The organism is Enterococcus sp. 2G9_DIV0600, from assembly GCF_002140615.1.
Lineage (GTDB): Bacteria > Bacillota > Bacilli > Lactobacillales > Enterococcaceae > Enterococcus_D > Enterococcus_D innesii.
Map to the genome: position 1 here is coordinate 162,517 of NZ_NGLL01000001.1, position 20,298 is coordinate 182,814.

Sequence of the window (20,298 nt, forward strand, 5' to 3'; positions counted from 1 at the left end):
ACCAAACTAGGAATCACTACGATTGACTCACGAAGTGAGACAGAGTAGATGATGAACAGTACTAGGCGGACAATGGGGAGAGTCGTCCTAAAAAAACTGTCGGTTCCACAAAAATGGTACCTGCGCAGTACCATTTCCGCTCCCTAAGTCTAAGTATCTAGCTAATACGAGGACAACGACTAGAAGTTGGCAGAAAAATAGGCAGTCATAGTTGATTCTTGAGGCAAAGAACGACGTTGAATGAAGAAAAAGAAATACCATTGCCAAAAATGGTCAAAATAAGCGTTCATGGGTCAGCCTTTTATTCTAGATAAAAAAGGAAATTTTTGATTTCTATTCGTAAGTATAAACAATGGTTTCACTAAAAAGTCAAAACAGCTAAAGGAGAGTATATGGATAACTACGAAGTGAGTTTTACCCTGATTCTACATGCGGGAAATGCAAAATCAGCTGCCATGATGGCGATTGAGGCGGCCCGCGAAGGAAATTTTGAAGAAGCACAACGTTTGTTAGAAGAAGCCAAAAAGGAGCGTCAGCAAGCCCATCAATGTCAAACCGATTTGGTACAAGCGGAAGCCAAGGGAGAAAAAACGGAATTATCTATTATATTGATACACGCTCAGGATCATTTAGCAATGGCAATGACCGCCACAGAACAAGCAGCTGAGTGGCTTTATTTATACCAAAAAATTTCTGAATTACAAGGAGGAGTTTCATCATGAGAATTATGTTAGCTTGTGCTGCCGGAATGTCCACTAGTATTTTAGTTGCCAAAATGGAGGAAGCTGCAAAAGAACAAGGAAAAGATTATAAAATTTGGGCGATCGATCAAAGCATGATTGAACGAGAATTAGGCAACTTTGATGTCTTACTTTTAGGACCGCAAGTACAACATACGATGCGTAAAGTGAAAAAAATCGTCAATGATACAGTGCCAGTAGCAGTCATCAAAGCAGTCGACTACGGTCGGGGCAATGGAGCAGCTGTCTTGAAGCATGCGGAAGAGTTAGTAAATGGAGGACAAGGATGAGCGCTTTCGATAAATTCGCTGACAGTGTCAGTATCATTGCAGAAAAAGTAGATGATAACAAATATTTAGGTGTCGTAAAAAATACCTTTACCGTGTTGATGCCCTTCATTATCGTAGGCTCTTTTGCAACATTGGGTAATTCATTGTTAACGAGTGAAACCACAGGGCTGGCACAGTTTTCTGCCCTAAGTTTTTTAGCCGTTATGGAACCAGCCTTTACCGCCATCAACTTTGCGACGATGAATACCATGACGTTAGCCGTAATCGTCATCTTGGGTTGGATTTTAGGCGAACGTAACAATGAGAACGGTATCATGTGTGCAGTGGTTTCCTTGAGTGCCTATGTTTCAGTTGTACCACAGGGACTTGAGACGGTCGTTGATGGAGTGGCAGGAATGGCGGCTGGGCTGCCAGTAGAAACCTTGAATGCTGGCGGACTGTTTATCGGTATGATTTTGACGATGGTTGCCGTAGAATTCTTTTGCAAGCTGAATAAGATCGAGCGTCTGCAAATCAAAATGCCGCCGAGTGTTCCTAGCGCCATCAGTAAGTCCTTTAGTGTGTTGGTACCAATCTTTATCACATTGTTTGTGATTGCCATTGCTGGGCGGTTGTTTGAATTGGCATCAGGTCTCTACATCAACGAAGCATTGTACCGCTTCTTGCAAGCCCCATTGGAAGGAATTTTACAGCATCCAGCCGGGATTATTGGTTTAGTGATCATTTCTCAAGTTTTTTGGCTAGTGGGTATCCATGGAGGACTCGTTATTTCTCCAATTCGTAATCCAATTTTGATTGCAGCATTAGCCGCCAATATTGCTGCCTATGAAGCAGGACAAACACCAGATCAAGTCATCACGATGGGTTCTTGGGTAACTTTCCTAGTTGTCGGTGGTGCAGGATTGATTCTTTCTCTGAATATCGGCTTATTGATGTTTTCGAAAAAAGATGACTTACGAGCTGTCGCCAAAATTGGTTTAGTTCCTTCTTTATTTGGTATCAGTGAACCCGTTGTGTTCGGGTTACCGCTAGTATTGAACCCGATTTTTGCGATTCCCTTTGTTCTTGGAAGTGGACTTCCAGCGGCGCTGTTATTAGCTGCCAATCAGTTTGGACTAATCGGCTCGAACATTGTGGATGTACCTTTTGGCTTACCGATCATTGTCGGTGCCTTTCTTGGCTGGGGAATCAATGGAGTCATTTTACAATTGCTGATTATTGTAGTCGGGGTGTTCATTTATTTGCCATTTATTTTCTTGAGCAATCGCCAAAGTGAGTTAGCTGAATAGTAAGAGGATTCTCAAGATGGGTCTGTTTAAGAATACAAGGGAATAGAATGAAGGAGGAGTTTTATGACAAAAAGTTATTTTCCAGAAGGATTTCTATGGGGCGGTGCGATTGCAGCCAATCAAGCAGAAGGGGCATGGAATGTTGATGGCAAAGGCATGTCGGTTGCAGATGTGGCACTATACAAGCCTGACGTTTCTGTAGAAGACTATAAGAAGCAGTGGCATGTCGATGAACAAGCCATTGCTGAAGCGATTGCCGAAAAAGGGACCGGTAATTATGCAAAACGTCGTGGCATTGATTTTTATCACCGATATAAAGAAGATATCGCATTGTTTAAAGAAATGGGCTTTAAGGTATTGCGAGTATCGATCGCATGGACGCGGATTTTTCCTCGGGGCGACGAAGCAAAACCAAATCAAGCAGGATTAGCATACTATCGAGATCTTTTGACTGAGCTGAAAGAGAATGGCATTGAACCATTGGTGACGCTTTCTCACTATGAAATGCCGCTACATCTTGTCACCGATTATCAAGGGTGGGTCTCTCGAGAAGTCGTTGATTTCTTTGTCAAATTTTGCAAGGTCGTTTTTGCCGAATACAAAGACCTAGTGACCTATTGGTTGACATTCAATGAGATCGATAGTGTTTTTCGTCATCCGTTTACGACCGTGGGCGTAGTCGAAGAGCGTTATGAAACAAAACAAGCCGCAGAAGCCGCCATCTACCAGGCCTTGCATCATCAATTTGTGGCAAGTTCGTTGGCAACCAAGTATGGGCGTTTATCAAACCCACAAGCAAAAATCGGGGCGATGGTCACTAAGCTCATGACCTATCCAGAAGATTGCCATCCCGAGAATATTGCTTTAGCAGAAAAAGCCAACCGAGAAAATCACCTGTATTCTGATGTACAAGTCTGGGGAGAATATCCGAAATGGCTTTTGCGAGAATGGCAGGAAAAAGGCATTGAAGTGGCGATGGAAAACTGGGATTTGGCAACGATCAAGGAATACACAGTGGATTTTCTTTCCTTCAGTTATTACATGTCCCTAGTAGTTTCAAAAGATGCCGAACAGCGAGAAAAAGTCAGCGGCAACATTGCGACAGGGGTAAAAAATCCCTACTTACCGATGACAGAATGGGGCTGGCAAATTGACCCAGTCGGACTCCGAATCTCATTGCTCTCCTTGTATGATCGCTATCGAATCCCTTTGTTTATTGTGGAAAACGGCATAGGCGCAGCAGATGAAATCGATGAGAAGGGAGAAATCAATGATCAATACCGCATTGATTATTTCAAAGCCCACTTTGAACAAATCAATTTAGCCCTAAAAGAAGGCGTTGACCTGATGGGTTATACCTCATGGGGCTGCATTGATATCGTCAGTGCCTCGACGTCGCAAATGAGTAAACGCTATGGTTTTATCTATGTTGATGCTGATGATGAAGGAAATGGCACCTACGATCGGAAGAAAAAGAAATCCTTTGATTGGTATAAAAAGGTGATTGCGTCAAATGGGAGTGATTTGGCATAGGGTACTAAGACGAATTTCGCAGGCTAGGAAACCTTTCTTTACCTGTTGGTCTAAGCAATCAGTCTTTATTAATTTGGTTTTGAAATTAAAGATAAAATCGGTTAGTATTTCCACTTGGAATGTTTGCAAAAGGAGAGTACAGAGAAGTTTTTCTCGGTATTCTCCTGCTTTTTTGAGACAAGCTTATTCAATACACCCATTTCCTAAGAGTGAGCAATAAAGTAAATCAAGCCCATTATTGTTGCATATGCAACAATAATGGGCTATTATAGTGCTAGATAGGGAGGGGATAGTTCGTGGAGGATATACTTCGTGAGATAGGTTCGATCAGTAGAATGTTGGAATCCATTGCTAATATTGAATTTAAAGAGGTTCAACTCAGTAAAGGACAATACATTTACTTAGTTCGTATATTTGAAAATGAAGGAATTATTCCTGAACGATTAGCCGAACGGATCAAAGTTGATCGCACGACTTTGTCCCGGGCGGTAAAAAAGTTAGAGGAAAATGGGTTTATTCTAAAAGAGTCAGACAAAGAAAATAAAAAAATCAAACACTTATACACAACCGCCAAAGGGAAACAAGCGGTTCAATTAATCATAAGAGAAAATAACTATTCAAATAAAGTAGCGATTCAACAGTTATCTGCTTTAGAAAGAAAAAATCTTGCGGAAATGCTGAAAAAAATAAAATCTTCGGTAGAAGTTGATTGGGTCAACGTCAAGAATGGGATCAAAAGAAACTATTAAACGAATAACGCCGCTGGGGAGATTGGATCTGATTGAATGTACATTCATGCTACCTAGGGTAGGAAGCACAGGTAGCTGATATTTTGTTAAAAAGGATATAGCTCGGCTGGCTGCTGAAAAAACAGATATCCTGAAAAATAAAGGACATGAATTTGTTCAAATAAACTAAGTAGGAGTGTAGAGAAAGTGAAGAAAATAATGATCGATCAAGAATTTTGGGCGCTATTTCCAGAAGCCCAAATCAACTGCCTTGTTGTAAAAAATATAAACAATGTTGCCGATGCTGCACACGAAACGTTTTTTACTGACTTGCTAAAAAGTAGTAAAGAACAAGCAAAGCGCTACTTAACGACCGACACCTTCAGTGAAAACCAAGTGATCCAAGAATGGCGAAGTGCTTTTCAGCAATTTAAAACGAAAAAAGGGGTACGCTCTTCCATCGAAGCACTGTTGAAACGGGTGAATCAAGACAGAGAATTTTCTCCCATCAATCCTTTAGTAGATATTTATAATAGTATTTCCTTGAAATATGGTGTCCCTTTAGGCGGAGAAGACCTCGATACAATCGTTGGCGACCTTCACTTAGGCGTTGCAAAAGGCGGCGAATCCTTTTTCCCTTTAGGTGCAGATACTGATTCCCCAGCTTTGGAAAAGGAAATCATTTACTATGATGAGAAAGGGGCAATTTGTCGATGCTTGAATTGGCGGGAAGCCCAACGTACGATGCTAACAGAAGAGACCACCAATGCTGTTTTATTCATTGAATCGATCAATGAAACGCAACGGGCTCGTGCGAATGAAGCAATCAAAGAGTTAAGTCAGTTGGTTCAAGAGTATTTTAACGTAACAGGTAATGATTATGTGCTAAGGAAAGAAAATCCTGAAATCATTTTTTAAAGGCGTGCTTCTTATCTTTAGGATAAGGATGTACACGTACTTTTTCTCGATTTTGCATACCATTCTCTCATTTTGATTGATTAGTCATCTTGAAAATCTTGACCCGAATATTCGGATGTGCAATAATTAGGTGGAATTTAAATAATGACATTAGATTTGTTCGCCGGAATAAATCTTATTGAAGTCAGAAAAACTAACCTTAGGCTTTTATGGTTAGTTTGTCTGACTTCTTTTTTGTTTTAGGAGGTATAGGCAGATGTTAAAAGAACAATTGAAAGAAAAAGGAAACAGCCCTAACCAGTTGGGACTTTCCAGCAAAGAAGCAGAAATGAAGCTAGAAAAATATGGGTTTAATTCCATAGAAAGCGAAGAGGAGAAGCACTTTTATGACTATTTGAAAGAGTCGATGAAGGATATTACCATCTTGATATTAATCGTTGCAACACTCTTATCTAGTTATGTTGCATTTCAAAACCACCCTGATGATTTTACGGAACCAATAGTCATCTTTTCAATTGTCATTCTTAATCTATATTTGTCGATTCGACAGCAAAAACATGCGGAAAAATCAATAAGTGAATTAAATAAGATGAGTGTTCCCGTAAGTAAAGTATTCAGAGATGGGGCGTTAAAAGAGATTGAAAGTTTGAACATTGTTCCTGGTGATATTGTTCAGTTGGCATTAGGGGACCGTATTCCAGCAGATGCTAAGCTTTTAACGAGTACTAATTTCTTTGTTGATGAATCGTTTCTAACTGGTGAAAGTGAACCAAGTGAAAAAGACCCCACCTATATTTCTTCTAGTGAAGATTCTTTAGGGGACAGAAAAGACTTGGTTTTTTCTGGCTCATTAGTAGTCACAGGAAAAGCAAACGTTCGAGTTGAAAAGACAGGAATGAATACAGAAATTGGTAAAATATCGAGCTTATTAAGCAAGGAAGAAACAACCATAGCACCTCTACAAATAAAAATGCAAAAACTTGGGAAAGTTCTAGGACTAATCGCTATTCTCTCTGGCTTTCTAGCGATTGCTATAGGAATCAGCAAAGGATTGTCTTTAGAGACCAGTATCATGACCGCAATATCAATGGCTGTTGCTGCTATTCCAGAGGTTTTGCCAGTCGTAGTAACAATCTCTCTAGCTGTTGGGATGAGGAATATGGCACTGAAGAAAACCATCGTTAGGACTCCTTCAACAGTAGAAACCGTTGGAGGTGTTTCAATTATCTGCTCAGATAAAACTGGAACAATTACCGAAAATAAGATGATCGTGAAAGAAGTTATTATGATGAAGGATAGACTGACTTCCTGCTTAGAAATAACAGAAGAGAAGGAAAAAAATCTCTTATTTCTCTTCTATCTTGCTAGTTCGATGGAAGAAAATGCAACAGTAACCAGTAATCCAACAGAGTTGGCGATCAGAAAAAAACTGGCATCGCTCTTCACTAAAGAGGAACTAGGTAAAGTCGCTTCAACCTTTGAACAGATTCATGAAATTCCCTTTGATTCAAAACGAAAAAGGATGACTGTCTTATATAAAGTAAACGACCAATATGTTTCTGTCACAAAAGGGGCTTTTGATCGCTTGGATCTCATTGATGCGAACACCCCTGCCTACTTGAATAAGCATGATGAGTTGGCCAATCAAGCATACCGTGTTTTGGGCGTTGCTTATAAAAGATACGATGAAAAACCTACACGTCTTACTGAAGAAATTCTTGAAAGTCAGTTAGAGTTTGCAGGATTTGTTGGGATTATCGACCCAGCTCGGCCCGAAAGCTATACGGCTGTTTCTATTGCAAAACAAGCAGGGATTCAAACCGTAATGATCACAGGGGACCACTTACTGACAGCAAAAAAAATCGCAGAAGATGTAGGAATTCTCACCGATGGGAAAAAAGCAATGACCGGAGCGGATTTACATGAAATGAGCGATGAAAAATTAGCCCATGTGATTGATGACTATCGAGTCTTTGCCCGTACTTCCCCAGAAGATAAAATTCGAATCGTAAAAGCATTTCAAAAAAATGATGAGATTGTCGCTATGACTGGCGATGGTGTCAATGATGCACCTGCATTAAAAGCAGCTGATGTAGGGATCGCAATGGGAGGTGGCACAGAAGTAGCAAAGGAAGCTTCTGATATGGTTTTAGTAGACGATAATTTTGCGACGATTGTTCAGGCGGTTGAAGAAGGACGACGGGTATACAGCAATATCAGAAAATCATTATACGCGATGCTTGGTTGCAATATTTCTGCACTGACGATCGTTTTAATTTCCTTGCTCGTTGGGTGGGGAGCACCTGTTACAGCGGTTCAATTGTTAATCATAAAAGTAGTTGCAGATGGAATCCCAGGAATGAGTCTTAGTATTGAACCAGTCGATAAAAAAGCAATGGAGGAAGCCCCGATCACTAAATACACGAGCATTTTTGCGCAAGGATTATTGGTAAAAATTGTAGAAATTTCAATTGTTTTTACAGGCGTCACATTAGGCGCGATTCTAATTGGACGTCTAGAATCGATAGAGGTTTCGCAGACAATGACATTTATTGTATTGGGATTATCAACTATTGTGCATATGTTTAATTGTAGAAGTAAAGAATCTATCCTGAAGCTGCGTTTTTTGAGCAATCCGTTGTTAGTAATGACAACCTTCATAGGTGCATTGATCATTATCTTGTTAGTAACGATTCCATTCACGCAAACCATTTTTGGCTTTGTCTCTCTTCGTGCAGTTGACTGGCTATGGGTAATCGGCTTATCCATTTTTCCTTTAGTGTATATTGAAGTGAAAAAATAATTTGGCTTGTTTTAATGTGAATGATAGGAAGAGAATCTTCTATTAACATATTTTCTTGAGAAATGAGGGAGGGCAAAAACTGGGAAGTCTTTGCGTCTCCTTTAATTATTTACAGATGCTTATGATTTCTGGTTTGATATTATTTAGAAGATATCAGAATGCACAACAACTATTGTTGTAAGGAAGGATTCGGTAGTATATTTCAGGTAAATCACCAGAAGTAGCTAAAAATCCCCTCTATTCTACTCTCTTTTTCAAGAATTCCTGTTAAATGGTAGGTTTTATGTCAAAATGAAAGGTAGAAATCGATGAGGAGTGGTCAATATGAAAGAAACGATATTAGCAATAAAGCTGAAAGAATATAGAGAAAAAAACAAGCTAACGCAAAGTATGCTAGCAGAATTATTAGAAGTAAGTGACAAGACAATCTCAAAATGGGAGTTAGGTGCTACCTACCCTAGCAAAAAAAATATGATCAAAATAGCCGAAGAATTGGATATCTCATTAGAAACATTACTTTTGGAAGAAACTAAGAAAGACAATGAGAATTTAAAAGTAAGTATCAAGTATGGGGTGATTAGTTTTTGCTTGCTCTTTTTTGCCACGATGATCGTTACTTCGTTCAATCAAGACTTCAGCACGATTATGAATCTTTCTATTCAAGAAAAATTTGGTGTGCTTTTAAACACTGCTTTAAAATTATTGAGCATCTCGGTGCCGCCAGCGATCATCATTGGCTCCGTGTTTTATTTTTATATCTTCCCTAAAAATAAAAAAGAGAACTAACCATTTCCTCGGTTTCGACAGAAATGGTAGATTAGAGTATAGGAATCAAGTAATGGACAGAAAAACGCATTTTAGATAAAAAAGAATGCTCAGTCTGGCTAGTGTGAAAAGCGCATAAATTTTATAAGAAGGGGAGAACAGGATGGGATTCTTTGGTAAAAAGAAAGAAGTCAGAAATTTAACGAAGGAAGAAGAAGCAGAGATCAAAGAAGAAATGGCACGACAAATGCTTTCAAAAAACGAAAATGATATTGGCATGGTCAAGAAAATTAAAGTCCTGACAAACATGAGTACAGGACAAGCGAAAGACCTATTCCTGAAATTCAGGGATGAGTTAACCGAGAATTAATCGGATAGGGAATCAGATAGCGATTGCCCTTCATGAAGGCGATATTTTGCTTATTATGTTTCTTTCAAAATTGAGATGAATAGAAAGGGAGAATAGATATGAAGAAAAAAAACTCTGAAAAATGGTATTTTTGGGTACTTGTTGTCATAATGGGTGTTGTCTTTTTCTATCTTACTAAGTAAAGAGAATGAATTTTCTTGAAAATAAACACTTACTAAGAATGACTATTTTTTAAGTTATGAATGGATGATGATTTTATGAAAAACGAATATGGATTTACCTTGATTTCAGTTTTAACTATGTTATCCATTACATTATTACATTGATGAATGAAGCATCCAGAGAGCCATTGTTTTCTGAATGCTTTTTTCATCTACAAATCATTCTTTGAGAATCCGGCTGTTGCGAAAAATCAGTGATAGTGTATTAGAATATATGATGAATTCTGTTGAAGGGAGCGTTCATTAAATGGCTCGGGCGATTAATTCCCTGTAGGGTTTCCATTAAAAGGACCACTTACGACGACTTTTCCCAACATATGGCCACTTTCGACATCTCTCGTTGCGCGCTTCAAATTTGCCGCGTTGATTCCATCCGAATAGACTTTGCTTAAGGTTGTTTTTAGTGTCCCTTCATTTGCTAAATCAGCAATCATTTTTAGCGCTTGTCCTTGTGTCTCGATTTGATAGTCGTGGTCTGTTTTAGCGAACATATACTCCCAATCAAAGCTAACAGAAAGGTTTTTCCATACACTTAAATCGAGGGGCTCGTGAATGCCAACGATCGTGCCCACATGACCATAAGGTTTTACCAAATGGCTGATTTGATCAAAGTATTGGGTGATGTCAAACAAGACAGCGATATAATCGACATTCGGAACGCCTAATTCTCGAAAGCTGTCTCTTAGGTCGTGATGGTAGTCTAAAGGATGGTCAACCCCGGTTTTTTTAAGCCAGTCAAAATTTTTTGAACTAGCGGTAGCATACACTTTTAGACCTGCCCAATGAGCCAACTGATTCAGTATCGATCCGACGCCACCCGCACCATTGATAACGAGAATACTTTTCCCTTGATTGGCGTTTTCTTTAGGAGTCAAGCCGAATTTTTCAAACAGCAATTCATAAGCGGTTAATGCAGTCAATGGGAATGCAGCAGCCTCTTCGTCTGTTAAATTTTTAGGGGCTAGGGCAACGATCCGTTCATCGACTGCTTGATATTCTTGATTGCTTCCTGATCGAGTGGTGGTTCCTGCATAAAAAACCCGATCACCAACAGTAAATTTCATGACATCTCTTCCGACAGCGACCACTTCTCCGACCGCATCAAAACCTAAGATACGCAGAGCATTTCGCTTGCGAGTCGTTTGCCGTAATTTGGTGTCGACTGGATTGACCGAAACGGCTTTGATTTTTACTAATAAATCACGAGGACCTGGAACAGGGATTCCTTCTTTTTGGTCAATAAAACTATGCGTAGATTCAATTGGCAGGCCTTCGAAAAAGCCTATTACATTCATCGTTTTCTGTTCTGACATCTTAATTCCTCCTTTTCTGGATAGAAAATCGCATTAGTTCTTTTAAGTATTGCCCTCCATTTGGATCAAGACCGGTTAGTTTGCTTTCGCAGGACCTTTCCCGATAAAAATGCGGAACAGACTGTAAGGCTTCTCTCTCAGGTCTTCTCCTTTGTGAAAACTAGCCTGCCGTTGCAGCTGGTTGGCGTTAAAATATAAGTATTGATCTGGTCCAATAGATAAAGTATCTGGCCATAAAATACGCGAATCGTGAGCCAAAGTTTCCATAGTACCATCCGTGTGAATCACACGAATGCTGTTGTTTTCATAGTCGCCAGCATAGATCGTTCCATCTTCTGCCGTAATCATGCCATCGGAGGCGCCTTTTTCGCCCCAATCTTTAACATGTGCTTCTAACGCAGGATCGTCAATTTCTTTGTTGAAAATTTTATCAGTTTCAATTGAGTATAAATGTCGACTGGATAAAGGACTAAAAAACAAGGTTTTTCCATCGGGAGAAATCGCTAGGCCGTCAGCTGCCACTTGCCAAGGCGAAGTTGTTCCATCAGCCGAGCGATTTAACAAAATCTCGCCTTCAACTTTAGGGATAAAGGCTGGATCAACCGCGGTGGAGGGGGCGCCATCTAAAATACGGAACGCATCGCCAGTACCTAAATCGAGTACGATCAACGCACCAGGACCGGTAATAGAAGAATCGGTTATATAGGCTACACCTTCAGAACCGCGGCGTAAATCAATTCGAACATCATTCAAATACGTAGAGTCTAGGACGACATCCGGTGAAAAAGTATAGACTTTGCGAATTTGATTGGTACTTAAATCTACAGCAACCAGTTTTGCCCCACCCTTAACAGGAACGGTGAATTTGGGTGCAGCGGTATCCAATACCCACAAAGTACCAGCACCATCAGCAACAATACTTTGTACACTTAGAAATCCGTTTTCCGGATTTTGAGGATCAAATGCATTCGCTTCTTGGCTAGGATAAGGAATTAATTTGCCGTCTACTCGTTCAACGACTGTCGCGGTTACTTGGTCTCCCCATTCAGGAAAATTAATAAAGATTCTCCCGGTTTCCGATAAGCTAACACCGGTAGGCATCGCACCATAAAATTCATGGACTTGCTCTAGTTTGCCAAAATAGTTTTCTTTTGCAGCATTCATTACGTATCTTCCTCTCTGAGCTTTCCCTATTTCACTTCGACTTCAAAGTTCACAACACCACGAGCTAGGACATGTCCAAAGGTATTAAAAATGAAAAAGGCTGGGGTAGAATCCTCAGGAATTTCAACTTTCTCAATAGCCAATGCCCAAACCGTTAAGAAGTAGTGATGAACACCATGACCTTTGGGCGGCGCAGCACCAATATATTTTTTCATGCGGGCATCATTTGGTAATTGAACGGCTCCTTGTGGCAGCTTTGCGTTATCGCTACTGCCGGCTCCTTGTGATAATTCCTCTACAGAAGCGGGGATATTCATGACTGCCCAATGCCAGAATCCGGATCCAGTTGGTGCATCAGGGTCGTATAAGGTAACCGCATAGCTTTTCGTATTGCTTGGTGCACCGGTCCAATGAAGCTCTGGTGAAATGTCTTGTCCATCCTCAATCCCAAAATCGCCAGACATAAATTTCTTATCCATAAGTTTCCCGTCAACAATGTCCTTACTGGTCACGTGAAACGCTGGCACGTCTTGTAATCCTAAAAATGGATCGTTCATACTATCTCCTCCTTGAAACGTGTTTTTGTAACAAGGACAGCGTAATCCTCGGTCAATGAAATGTAAATTAGGGAATTTTTTTATACCACAATTAGAGGTGAACGAGTATAAACTGACTTAAGAAGCCTGCTTGCCAGTCTTTATCCGATCTCAAATGGACTTGACCGTAATCAACTAGCCAACCATGAAAATTTTGTGCTTGTTCATTGGTAAATGTATCCGGTAATTCGATCATATTTTGAAGAGTGAGGTAAGTAAGCGGCTCATTTAGGCCTAAGCGACTAAAAATTCGTTGTGCGTATTTATCAGCGATAAACACGACCTTATTAAACACAAAAACCATTAGTACATCTGCCGTTTCATAGCCAACACCATAGATAGCTAGCAACTCTTTTCGTAACTCAGCCTGTTCTTTTTTCTGTAGAATACCGATATCATAGTTGTAGCGCTGAAACCAAGAAAAGATTTCTTTTATCGCGCGGGATTTATTTTTGTAGAAACCACTGGGCCGAATCAGATCCTGAAGAAGGAACTGATCAATTTCTGCCAATCTTTTCGGAGAAAAGCCAATCTCTCTTCTGATGTTTGCTAAGGAATAGGCCACATTTTTCCAATTGGTATTTTGAACCAAAATTGACCCGACAACGATTTCCCATGGATTTTCTGTATCCCACCACGTTGAATGTTCCATTGATGTGCTTAATGCTTCATATAATTCTTCAATATTTTCAATCTTTTTCACGTTAAAAACCTCATTTTTACTAGCAGTCGCGATCAATTGCAAGTTAAACATTCTTCTTCAAGTAATCCCGCGTTTTTGTGATTAAAATCTTCGCCCCAGCGATACAATAATTCAATGATCTCTTTTAAAGAGTAGCCATAATCGGTCATTCCATACACAACCTGTAAGGGTTTTTCCTGAACGACCTTACGATAGATCAATCCATCCTTTTCTAAATCTTTCAACTGCAAAGAGACCATTCTTCTAGTGATGCCGGGAATCAGCTTTTGTAGTTCGTTATAGCGAAGTGCCCCATCAAACATCAAATGATATAAGATAACGCTTTTCCAACGACCTGAAATCATTTGTAAAGTCGATTCGACCGCGCAGCCATTTTCGCAATTGTATATTTTTCTTGTCATCTTCCGTTGTCTCCTTTTCCGTATGTCTGAGAGTATCATAAGGATTTACTTACTATTTGTAAAACAATTCATCTCCTAATCGTAAGAAGGCAATAAGAAATAGACGTATAAAAAAATTCCCTAATGTACAATTCTTTCTTTTGAATCTATAGTACACGAGTAAGCAAATTTATTACCTTTACAGCTATCTCAAGTAATCCTAATAAACAACTTGCAAAAAACATTTAGGAGAGATTTATTATGAATAAGAACGGTGCAGACTTGATTATAGATACATTGATTAAAAATGGCGTGGAATATGTCTTTCAATTGCCAGGCGGCAAGTTGGGTCCGCTATTAATGGCTTTGAAGAAACGTGAAGAGATTAAAGTTGTTACGGTAAGACATGAACAAAATGCGGGTTTCATGGCACAAGGAATTGGGCGCATGACTGGTAAACCTGGTGTAGTGATGACTACGTCAGGACCGGGGGCTTTGAATTTGGTCACACCTTTAGCTACGGCGACTTCTGATGGTGACCCGGTATTGGCTATTGCCGGACAAGTTCCACAAGCGAAGTTAGTAACACCGTATCCTCAAAATCCTAATATTTCTGGCGTAATGAATGATTCAACGATTACTAAATATGCCAAGGAAATTCAGCATACCGATGCCCTTGCGGATGAAGTAGCGAATGCGTATGTCTCAAGTATCAATGGCAATCCCGGGGCCGTTTTTATGGATATTCCAGGTAATATTCTGTTAGCTGAGACTACTAAATCTGGTTTGGCTTTTTCGACCTTAGTGAATCAATTGGACAATACGATCAGTGACGAAACTGCCATTCTTAGTGCAGTTGAGAAAATCAAAGCGGCAAAACGCCCAGTTATTATCGTTGGTGCTCGGGCAGCCGACGATAATGCGGCGGCTGCCATTCAAGCGTTCGTTAAAAAAACGGGAATTCCGGTCGTGGAGACGTTCGAAGCTACAGGTCTATTGACGGACGAGTTTTCTCAAAACTATGTGGGTCGAGTGGGGCTGTTTAATAACCTGCCTGGGGATGAACTAGTTTTTAACAGTGATTTAGTGATTACATTGGGATTAAATTTGGTTGAATACTGGGCTTCTGTTTGGAATACCGATAACAAGCGCATTATTGATCTTGATACTGTAGTGGATCATTTAGATGAAACTTATCTCCCTGACACCATACTCTTAGGCAATATCGCAAAAAATCTAAAAAATATTACCAATAGCATAACGGAACAAGCCATTACGGATGAGTGGAAAATGGTGGTCCATGACTTGCAAGAAAAATTGACAGCGAAGAAAAAAGTACCCAGCCAAACAGCTGAGGATGCACTACATCCATTGGAAATTGTTGACTCTTTGCAAAAAATAATCGATGCTCATCCAAATACGACCGTTATTATGGATGGAGGAAGTCATGAAGTGTGGCTGGGTTCGTACCTAAAGGTGTATCGGCCAAAACATTTCTTAATGTCTGATGGGGAACAAACCTTAGGCGTCGGTCTTCCTTGGGCGATTTCAGCAGCATTGTTGCGTCCTGAGGAAAAGATTTTGTCTTCAGGTGGGGATGGCAGCTTTATGTTTTCCTCACAAGAATTAGCTACAGTAGCCCATTACAATTTGAATATTGTGCAAGTAATTTGGGTGGATAAAGAATACAACATGGTTGAATTCCAACAAGAACTAGACTATAACGGACAAAAAGAAGGGGTCGATATCGATTATATTGGGTATAAAGAAATGGCTGAAAGCTACGGTATTAAAGCAGTCCGTGTACGTTCTAAAGAAGCTTTAGATGCTGCGTTGAAGGAAGCATATGCTACGAGTGAACCAAGAGTGATTGAAATGATCGAAGACAATCATGAGAATATTCATTTACGAGACAAAGAACCGTTTAAAAAGTACTGAATCTTTTTACTACGGACCACAAAACATGTCCTAGAAAAGAATGGCAATCCACCCTTGCTAAGCTAAAGAAAAGAAAATTTTTTTGCAATAAAAACAGTGCCTGACTAAAAATATGAAGTGGAATTTTTAGAGAAGCTAGGACAGAATCTTTCATAAAATGCCGTTGGTAAGGACGATGATTCGTTTGCTGCTAGCGGTATTTTTGTTAGCATCCCCTCTGATTTTTTCGGAGAAAAGGTCTGCCATTTCGGCACTGTCTCAAAAAAGCACATCGATACTCTAAATACGGTGGATAGCGGTGATTTGGATACGCGTTTCTAGTCTTCATAGAGGCAGATTTCAAGTAAGTCGAATGAAGGAAATTAAGCGCTTCCTATGTTGTTTGATGGAAGGATTATTAGTGAGAAGACTCCTTTACCCAGCTAAGGAATGACTTCTGTAGAATGGTTTCCTTGTTAATTGTTGCAAGCATAATGTGTAAAAATATTTTAAGCTTCTTTTTTTACCGAAAGGTGTGTATAATAAGATGACAAAGCAATAAAGTGTATGCTGAAAAGAGGTCTCTTATGAAAAAATTTGCACTCGGCGTTTTTTGTTTCAGTCTTTTTATCACGGTCGTTGGCTTTTTTTTACAAACGATTTTGATCCCTATTCAAGATTTTGACACAATCAGTCAAGAAGAACTTAAGAATATCCAACTTGACCTTGCTATTAATTATCCGTTAGGAATTGGTATGCTCTATGTCGGACTTCCTTTGTTAGTATGCTCCAGTGGTTATTTGGTTTATTGTTATTTTAGAGATAGGAAGAACTGAAAGAAGAGTAAAACTATCTGGAGTATAAAGCTTTCGTTCAATAGGAGGGATAAGTTGAAAAGAGGGTTATTTTTATTGTTTTATGTCCTATGGAAGGGGCTAGCAATACGTGGCATTCCTTCTTCTTATGCAAGATATTTGATGAGTTATAATCATTTCGGAGTAAAACTATTGTTCGTTTTACTTGGTATCCTCCTTTTCCATAACTATTTAGTAGAGAGTTATCAAAAGCTAAATAAAATTGCGCTAATAAAAATCGGTTTCATCGTACCTACTAGTATTATCCTCACTATCGGTTTAATTAATGTTCTTTTATTTCGTGATCTCAATGCGTTGATTTTTGTTTATCCCTCAGATCAAAGAACCCTTGCCTTTGTATTTGATGCTCTTTTGCTAGCACCTGTTTTTGAGGAAATGCTTTATCGCTACATACTGATTTATGTTGGAGAAAAACGATGGTTGAGAATCATCACTGCTGTCGGAAGCCTCTTGCTTTTTACTCAGAGTCATATTGTAAATGCGAACGGGAATCTTTTTGCTCTTTTTCCCTACTTTGTCATAGGGTTTTATTTGACGAGCACCTATTTACGTAGGGAAAATATTTGGGAATCCATTTTTGCACATAGCTTCTATAATTTCGTTGTGATGGCAGCAGCTATCTTGATTTAAAGATTTCTTTTATTGTTTCCCCTTAAGAGTAGAAGAATTGGGGGCAATTTATCTATAGGTACGTATAGAATCTCTAAAACATATTTGGTGAAAGGAAATTTGAGAGGCCAGATAAGCGTCTTAGGCTTGTTGCTTTGCACAGTTCTTATCTACGAATGTCCGTCCTTCGTCACTTTGTAGGTCATCATTTAGGACCCACGATTAAGTATGAAAGGCAGTTATTTGATCCGTGCAGATTCACTAGCCGGAGTTCCAAAAACAGTTTCATTTTTACAAAGAAAAGTGACGACCTACCATTCAGTAAGAAACAATATAAGTCCGCCTCCTTTTGCAAGGGGAGCGGACTGGTATTGGTTTTCTTCAATAAAAACCTATTAGCTTTCAGTATCTAACATCCGATTCATAAACCATTCCACTTGTTGGGGAGCATCGTGGTCAAAGAATGCGGACTCTTTTTTATCTAAAGCGGCTATTTTTTCAATGTCTTCCTGGGAAAGCTCAAAGTCAAAAATAGCAATGTTTTCAGCCATCCGTTCTGGACGAACTGTTTTTGCTAAAGCGACAATCCCTCTTTGCGTCAACCAGCGAAGAACAACTTGGCCAACCGTTTTGCCATATTGCTTGCCAATTTCTGCTAATGTCGGATTGGTAAATAGGTCATGGCGTCCTTCTGCAAAAGGTGCCCAAGCTTCAACTTGGACGTCATATTTATCATGCCATTCCTGATCTTCCACTCGTTGATTCCAAGGGTTCACTTCGATTTGATTGATTTGAGGTTTCACCTCATTCAAGCCGACAAACTCGATCATCTTAGCTGATTTGAAATTTGAAACGCCAATTGCACGTAATTTCCCTGTTTTTTGAGCAGCAGCCATTGAGCGCCAAGCACCATAAATATCTCCATATGGTTGGTGAATAAGATAAAGATCAAGGTATGTCAACCCCATTGTGTCAAGCGAATGTTCAATCGTTTCTTTAGCTTTTTCTTCGGAAGCTTGGAGAATAAATAATTTAGAGGTGACAAAAAGTTCTTCTCGAGTTACTAGACCTTCAGTCATGGCGCGCTTGATTCCCTCGCCTGTTTCTTTTTCATTTCCATAAATAGAAGCAGTGTCGATCAGTCGATACCCAGCTTTGATTGCTTGGTAAACAGCTTCTGCTGTTTCTTCCAAAGGGATTTGATAAACGCCAAATCCTAGTTGTGGCATGGTGACACCATTATTGAGTGTGATTGTTTGCATAGTGTTTCCTCCTCTAATTTTCATTACATGTTCTATCCTAAACCTTGGAGTTGGGTCTATAGCAAGTAAAAGGTGTTACTTTTTTCGTTCCCATAATTTTTCCACTTTATCAGGGGGCATATTTCCTGCTCTAAATTTTGCGATATGCTCATCATACGTTTCTATCTTATAAATAAGTAGGTCTCTTACTTCCTGCATTGCTGCTAACTTTTTCTCTAATTCTTCGAGTTGATCGGCTAAAATCTGTTTCTGAGCTGTTTCGACGTTTTGACTTTCACGTACTTGTGCCAATTGAGCAAATTCAATTAGGGATTCGATCGACAATCCTGCATTTCGTAAATGTTTTGCTAAATAGATCCAGTTTAGATAATTTGTTGTGTACACCCGATAGCCACTCTCATTGCGTTGGACAGGTGGAATCACACCGACTCGTTCGTAATAGCGCAATGTGTCTACGCTCAAATCAAACATTTCCGCTGCTTTTTTTATATTCATCGTTGGTTCTCCTTATCTTTTCTATAAGTAATCATAAACCCTGAAGTGGACTCTAGGGCAAGTGGTTTAAAATCGTTTGTTTAAAAGAATATATTTTGTTCGTTATGGCGACTATTCGGGAAGAAAAAGCTACAAGTATTTTTATTTCAACAGAATGATTTGAGAAATTATCAATATTGAAAGCTCCTTTTTTAGTGTGTTTCAAAGCAAGTCATACTCTCTTAGAATTGATTGTTTCGTTATCTATTTGAGCGCGGCAGTTTTTATCCATAGATTTTAATTAAATTCATCTCATGTTATGATGATGATGAAAATTTTTAACTTGGATCAAGGAAACAATCGGTTCTTGTTATGCAAAACGAAAACAAGCTGATGAGAGTGTGACTATTCATGAATATAAAAGAAGTAAGTAGTATGAATCAAAAGTTAGAGCAACAATTAATTGAAGTTTGGGAGAGTTCTGTTAAGGCGACGCACACCTTTTTGTCAGAGGCAGAAATCCAGGTCATTAAGCAATATATTCCAGAGGCATTGCATCATGTGCCACATTTGATTGTCGTAGAAAGTGAGCATGGAGAGCCAGCTGGCTTCATGGGGATCTCGGATCGAAATCTTGAAATGCTTTTTATAGCAAATGAACAAAGAGGTAAGGGACTAGGAAAAAAACTCTTAGCTTACGGGATGGAAAACTATGCTGTAAATGAACTGGGAGTAAATGAACAGAATCCTCAGGCGAAAGGATTTTATGAGCATATGGGATTTGAGCTATACAAAAGAAGCGAGTTAGACGAACAAGGAAACCCTTATCCAATTCTGTATATGAAGAAAGTTGATAACAAGTAGCTGTTTTTTTAATTCTTTGTTTTTGAGGATTGCTTGGCTGTATGCCTAGAAGCTCTAAAATTAGATTGATTGAAGACGATTTTAGAAACAAGATAATCGTCGCAAGCTTTTTGTTTTCAGCAGTCGTTATATACGACTGTCTATCATTCATAATTTTATAGGTCGTCATCATTTAGATTATGCTGGTAATGTGAAAGGCTGCTACTCAAGCAAGTCACCTTCATTTGTAATGCCTCCAAAAACTTCCCAATTTGAGTGAAAAGATAACCCCCAAGCAGCCTCCGAAAAATAGTTTCGGAGGCTGCTTGGGGTTTGGGGCTTAGCTAGCTAAGTAATGATCGATCACTAAAAAGTGATCAAGAAACAGAATAGGCATTTTTTTCTTTTCAATCAAAAAATTTTGATCATTTTATCAAGCAGAGGATGGCACAAGTAAGTAGAAAGTAGGTAATGCCTATTTTTTGTGTTCAGAATGGGGAAGTAG

At 39.3% G+C, this 20,298-nt stretch carries 20 protein-coding genes; 13 read left to right on the forward strand and 7 right to left on the reverse strand.

What is annotated here, in order from left to right; translation table 11 throughout:
• Positions 1–392: 392 nt before the first annotated feature.
• The 9 genes from A5870_RS00745 (at position 393) to A5870_RS00785 (ending at position 9,436) form a co-directional block, all read left to right on the forward strand.
• Positions 393–722 (forward strand): PTS lactose/cellobiose transporter subunit IIA, encoded by a 330-nt coding sequence (locus tag A5870_RS00745; RefSeq protein WP_086291519.1) that lies wholly within the window; start codon positions 393–395, stop codon positions 720–722.
• Complete coding sequence (locus tag A5870_RS00750) at positions 719–1,030, forward strand: PTS sugar transporter subunit IIB (protein WP_077454076.1); 312 nt, start codon at positions 719–721, stop codon at positions 1,028–1,030. Before A5870_RS00745 ends, A5870_RS00750 begins: the two co-directional genes overlap by 4 nt.
• Positions 1,027–2,319, forward strand: coding sequence for a PTS sugar transporter subunit IIC (locus tag A5870_RS00755; protein ID WP_086291520.1), 1,293 nt, complete (start codon positions 1,027–1,029; stop codon positions 2,317–2,319). The genes A5870_RS00750 and A5870_RS00755 overlap by 4 nt, the downstream gene beginning before the upstream one ends.
• Positions 2,320–2,382: 63 nt before the next feature.
• Positions 2,383–3,852: a glycoside hydrolase family 1 protein gene (locus tag A5870_RS00760; protein ID WP_086291521.1), complete on the forward strand. Its 1,470-nt coding sequence runs from the start codon at positions 2,383–2,385 to the stop codon at positions 3,850–3,852.
• 296 nt (positions 3,853–4,148) lie between these two features.
• Positions 4,149–4,601 carry a MarR family winged helix-turn-helix transcriptional regulator gene (locus A5870_RS00765; RefSeq protein WP_086291522.1) on the forward strand — a complete coding sequence of 151 codons (453 nt, stop codon included), beginning with the start codon at positions 4,149–4,151 and terminating at the stop codon, positions 4,599–4,601.
• Positions 4,602–4,799: 198 nt separating this feature from the next.
• Positions 4,800–5,498, forward strand: a complete 699-nt coding sequence (locus A5870_RS00770; protein WP_086291523.1) for a B3/B4 domain-containing protein — start codon at positions 4,800–4,802, stop codon at positions 5,496–5,498.
• A gap of 256 nt (positions 5,499–5,754) precedes the next feature.
• On the forward strand, positions 5,755–8,301 hold the full coding sequence (locus A5870_RS00775) for a cation-translocating P-type ATPase (protein ID WP_086291524.1): 2,547 nt from the start codon (positions 5,755–5,757) through the stop codon (positions 8,299–8,301).
• Between the two features lie 324 nt (positions 8,302–8,625).
• On the forward strand, positions 8,626–9,087 hold the full coding sequence (locus tag A5870_RS00780) for a helix-turn-helix domain-containing protein (RefSeq protein ID WP_086291525.1): 462 nt from the start codon (positions 8,626–8,628) through the stop codon (positions 9,085–9,087).
• 142 nt (positions 9,088–9,229) lie between these two features.
• Positions 9,230–9,436 (forward strand): hypothetical protein, encoded by a 207-nt coding sequence (locus A5870_RS00785; protein WP_086291526.1) that lies wholly within the window; start codon positions 9,230–9,232, stop codon positions 9,434–9,436.
• A 481-nt stretch (positions 9,437–9,917) separates the two neighbouring features.
• Here A5870_RS00785 and A5870_RS00790 read toward each other — a convergent pair whose 3' ends face one another.
• From A5870_RS00790 to A5870_RS00810, 5 genes are all read right to left on the reverse strand, one after another.
• A complete protein-coding gene (locus tag A5870_RS00790) occupies positions 9,918–10,970 on the reverse strand; it encodes a zinc-binding alcohol dehydrogenase family protein (protein WP_086291527.1) in 1,053 nt (350 codons plus the stop codon).
• 75 nt (positions 10,971–11,045) lie between these two features.
• Complete coding sequence (locus A5870_RS00795) at positions 11,046–12,134, reverse strand: L-dopachrome tautomerase-related protein (protein WP_086291528.1); 1,089 nt, start codon at positions 12,132–12,134, stop codon at positions 11,046–11,048.
• 26 nt (positions 12,135–12,160) lie between these two features.
• Positions 12,161–12,691 carry a YbhB/YbcL family Raf kinase inhibitor-like protein gene (locus A5870_RS00800; protein ID WP_077454086.1) on the reverse strand — a complete coding sequence of 177 codons (531 nt, stop codon included), beginning with the start codon at positions 12,689–12,691 and terminating at the stop codon, positions 12,161–12,163.
• Between the two features lie 91 nt (positions 12,692–12,782).
• Complete coding sequence (locus A5870_RS00805; RefSeq protein ID WP_086291529.1) at positions 12,783–13,484, reverse strand: endonuclease III domain-containing protein; 702 nt, start codon at positions 13,482–13,484, stop codon at positions 12,783–12,785.
• Positions 13,466–13,834, reverse strand: a complete 369-nt coding sequence (locus A5870_RS00810) for a winged helix-turn-helix transcriptional regulator (RefSeq protein WP_086291530.1) — start codon at positions 13,832–13,834, stop codon at positions 13,466–13,468. Before A5870_RS00810 ends, A5870_RS00805 begins: the two co-directional genes overlap by 19 nt.
• A 240-nt stretch (positions 13,835–14,074) precedes the next feature.
• Here A5870_RS00810 and alsS point away from each other — a divergent pair, with 240 nt between their 5' ends.
• From alsS to A5870_RS00825, 3 genes are all read left to right on the forward strand, one after another.
• On the forward strand, positions 14,075–15,751 hold the full coding sequence (alsS, locus tag A5870_RS00815) for an acetolactate synthase AlsS (RefSeq protein WP_086291531.1): 1,677 nt from the start codon (positions 14,075–14,077) through the stop codon (positions 15,749–15,751).
• Positions 15,752–16,317: 566 nt separating this feature from the next.
• Positions 16,318–16,566 (forward strand): hypothetical protein, encoded by a 249-nt coding sequence (locus A5870_RS00820; protein WP_081119374.1) that lies wholly within the window; start codon positions 16,318–16,320, stop codon positions 16,564–16,566.
• A gap of 54 nt (positions 16,567–16,620) precedes the next feature.
• Complete coding sequence (locus tag A5870_RS00825; protein ID WP_170924051.1) at positions 16,621–17,235, forward strand: CPBP family intramembrane glutamic endopeptidase; 615 nt, start codon at positions 16,621–16,623, stop codon at positions 17,233–17,235.
• Between the two features lie 374 nt (positions 17,236–17,609).
• On the opposite strand, the gene A5870_RS00830 is transcribed toward A5870_RS00825, so the two are convergent.
• Together A5870_RS00830 and A5870_RS00835 are read right to left on the reverse strand one after the other, a co-directional pair.
• Positions 17,610–18,476 carry an aldo/keto reductase gene (locus A5870_RS00830; protein ID WP_086291532.1) on the reverse strand — a complete coding sequence of 289 codons (867 nt, stop codon included), beginning with the start codon at positions 18,474–18,476 and terminating at the stop codon, positions 17,610–17,612.
• Between the two features lie 75 nt (positions 18,477–18,551).
• The gene (locus A5870_RS00835; protein WP_086291533.1) at positions 18,552–18,971 is read right to left on the reverse strand and encodes a MerR family transcriptional regulator; all 420 of its coding nucleotides are present in this window, start codon (positions 18,969–18,971) and stop codon (positions 18,552–18,554) included.
• Between the two features lie 390 nt (positions 18,972–19,361).
• On the opposite strand from A5870_RS00835, the gene A5870_RS00840 reads away from it, so the two are divergent.
• Positions 19,362–19,814, forward strand: coding sequence for a GNAT family N-acetyltransferase (locus A5870_RS00840; protein WP_086291534.1), 453 nt, complete (start codon positions 19,362–19,364; stop codon positions 19,812–19,814).
• Positions 19,815–20,298 lie beyond the last annotated feature (484 nt).

What these genes read in the sequence shown, in the direction of transcription:
- A5870_RS00745 (WP_086291519.1), top strand. Translation starts at nt 393, where the DNA reads ATGGATAACTACGAAGTGAGTTTTACCCTGATTCTACATGCGGGAAAT.
- A5870_RS00750 (WP_077454076.1), top strand. Translation starts at nt 719, where the DNA reads ATGAGAATTATGTTAGCTTGTGCTGCCGGAATGTCCACTAGTATTTTA.
- A5870_RS00755 (WP_086291520.1), top strand. Translation starts at nt 1,027, where the DNA reads ATGAGCGCTTTCGATAAATTCGCTGACAGTGTCAGTATCATTGCAGAA.
- A5870_RS00760 (WP_086291521.1), top strand. Translation starts at nt 2,383, where the DNA reads ATGACAAAAAGTTATTTTCCAGAAGGATTTCTATGGGGCGGTGCGATT.
- A5870_RS00770 (WP_086291523.1), top strand. Translation starts at nt 4,800, where the DNA reads ATGATCGATCAAGAATTTTGGGCGCTATTTCCAGAAGCCCAAATCAAC.
- A5870_RS00775 (WP_086291524.1), top strand. Translation starts at nt 5,755, where the DNA reads ATGTTAAAAGAACAATTGAAAGAAAAAGGAAACAGCCCTAACCAGTTG.
- A5870_RS00780 (WP_086291525.1), top strand. Translation starts at nt 8,626, where the DNA reads ATGAAAGAAACGATATTAGCAATAAAGCTGAAAGAATATAGAGAAAAA.
- A5870_RS00785 (WP_086291526.1), top strand. Translation starts at nt 9,230, where the DNA reads ATGGGATTCTTTGGTAAAAAGAAAGAAGTCAGAAATTTAACGAAGGAA.
- A5870_RS00790 (WP_086291527.1), bottom strand. Translation starts at nt 10,970, where the DNA reads ATGTCAGAACAGAAAACGATGAATGTAATAGGCTTTTTCGAAGGCCTG.
- A5870_RS00795 (WP_086291528.1), bottom strand. Translation starts at nt 12,134, where the DNA reads ATGAATGCTGCAAAAGAAAACTATTTTGGCAAACTAGAGCAAGTCCAT.
- A5870_RS00800 (WP_077454086.1), bottom strand. Translation starts at nt 12,691, where the DNA reads ATGAACGATCCATTTTTAGGATTACAAGACGTGCCAGCGTTTCACGTG.
- A5870_RS00805 (WP_086291529.1), bottom strand. Translation starts at nt 13,484, where the DNA reads ATGTTTAACTTGCAATTGATCGCGACTGCTAGTAAAAATGAGGTTTTT.
- A5870_RS00810 (WP_086291530.1), bottom strand. Translation starts at nt 13,834, where the DNA reads ATGACAAGAAAAATATACAATTGCGAAAATGGCTGCGCGGTCGAATCG.
- alsS (WP_086291531.1), top strand. Translation starts at nt 14,075, where the DNA reads ATGAATAAGAACGGTGCAGACTTGATTATAGATACATTGATTAAAAAT.
- A5870_RS00820 (WP_081119374.1), top strand. Translation starts at nt 16,318, where the DNA reads ATGAAAAAATTTGCACTCGGCGTTTTTTGTTTCAGTCTTTTTATCACG.
- A5870_RS00830 (WP_086291532.1), bottom strand. Translation starts at nt 18,476, where the DNA reads ATGCAAACAATCACACTCAATAATGGTGTCACCATGCCACAACTAGGA.
- A5870_RS00835 (WP_086291533.1), bottom strand. Translation starts at nt 18,971, where the DNA reads ATGAATATAAAAAAAGCAGCGGAAATGTTTGATTTGAGCGTAGACACA.
- A5870_RS00840 (WP_086291534.1), top strand. Translation starts at nt 19,362, where the DNA reads ATGAATATAAAAGAAGTAAGTAGTATGAATCAAAAGTTAGAGCAACAA.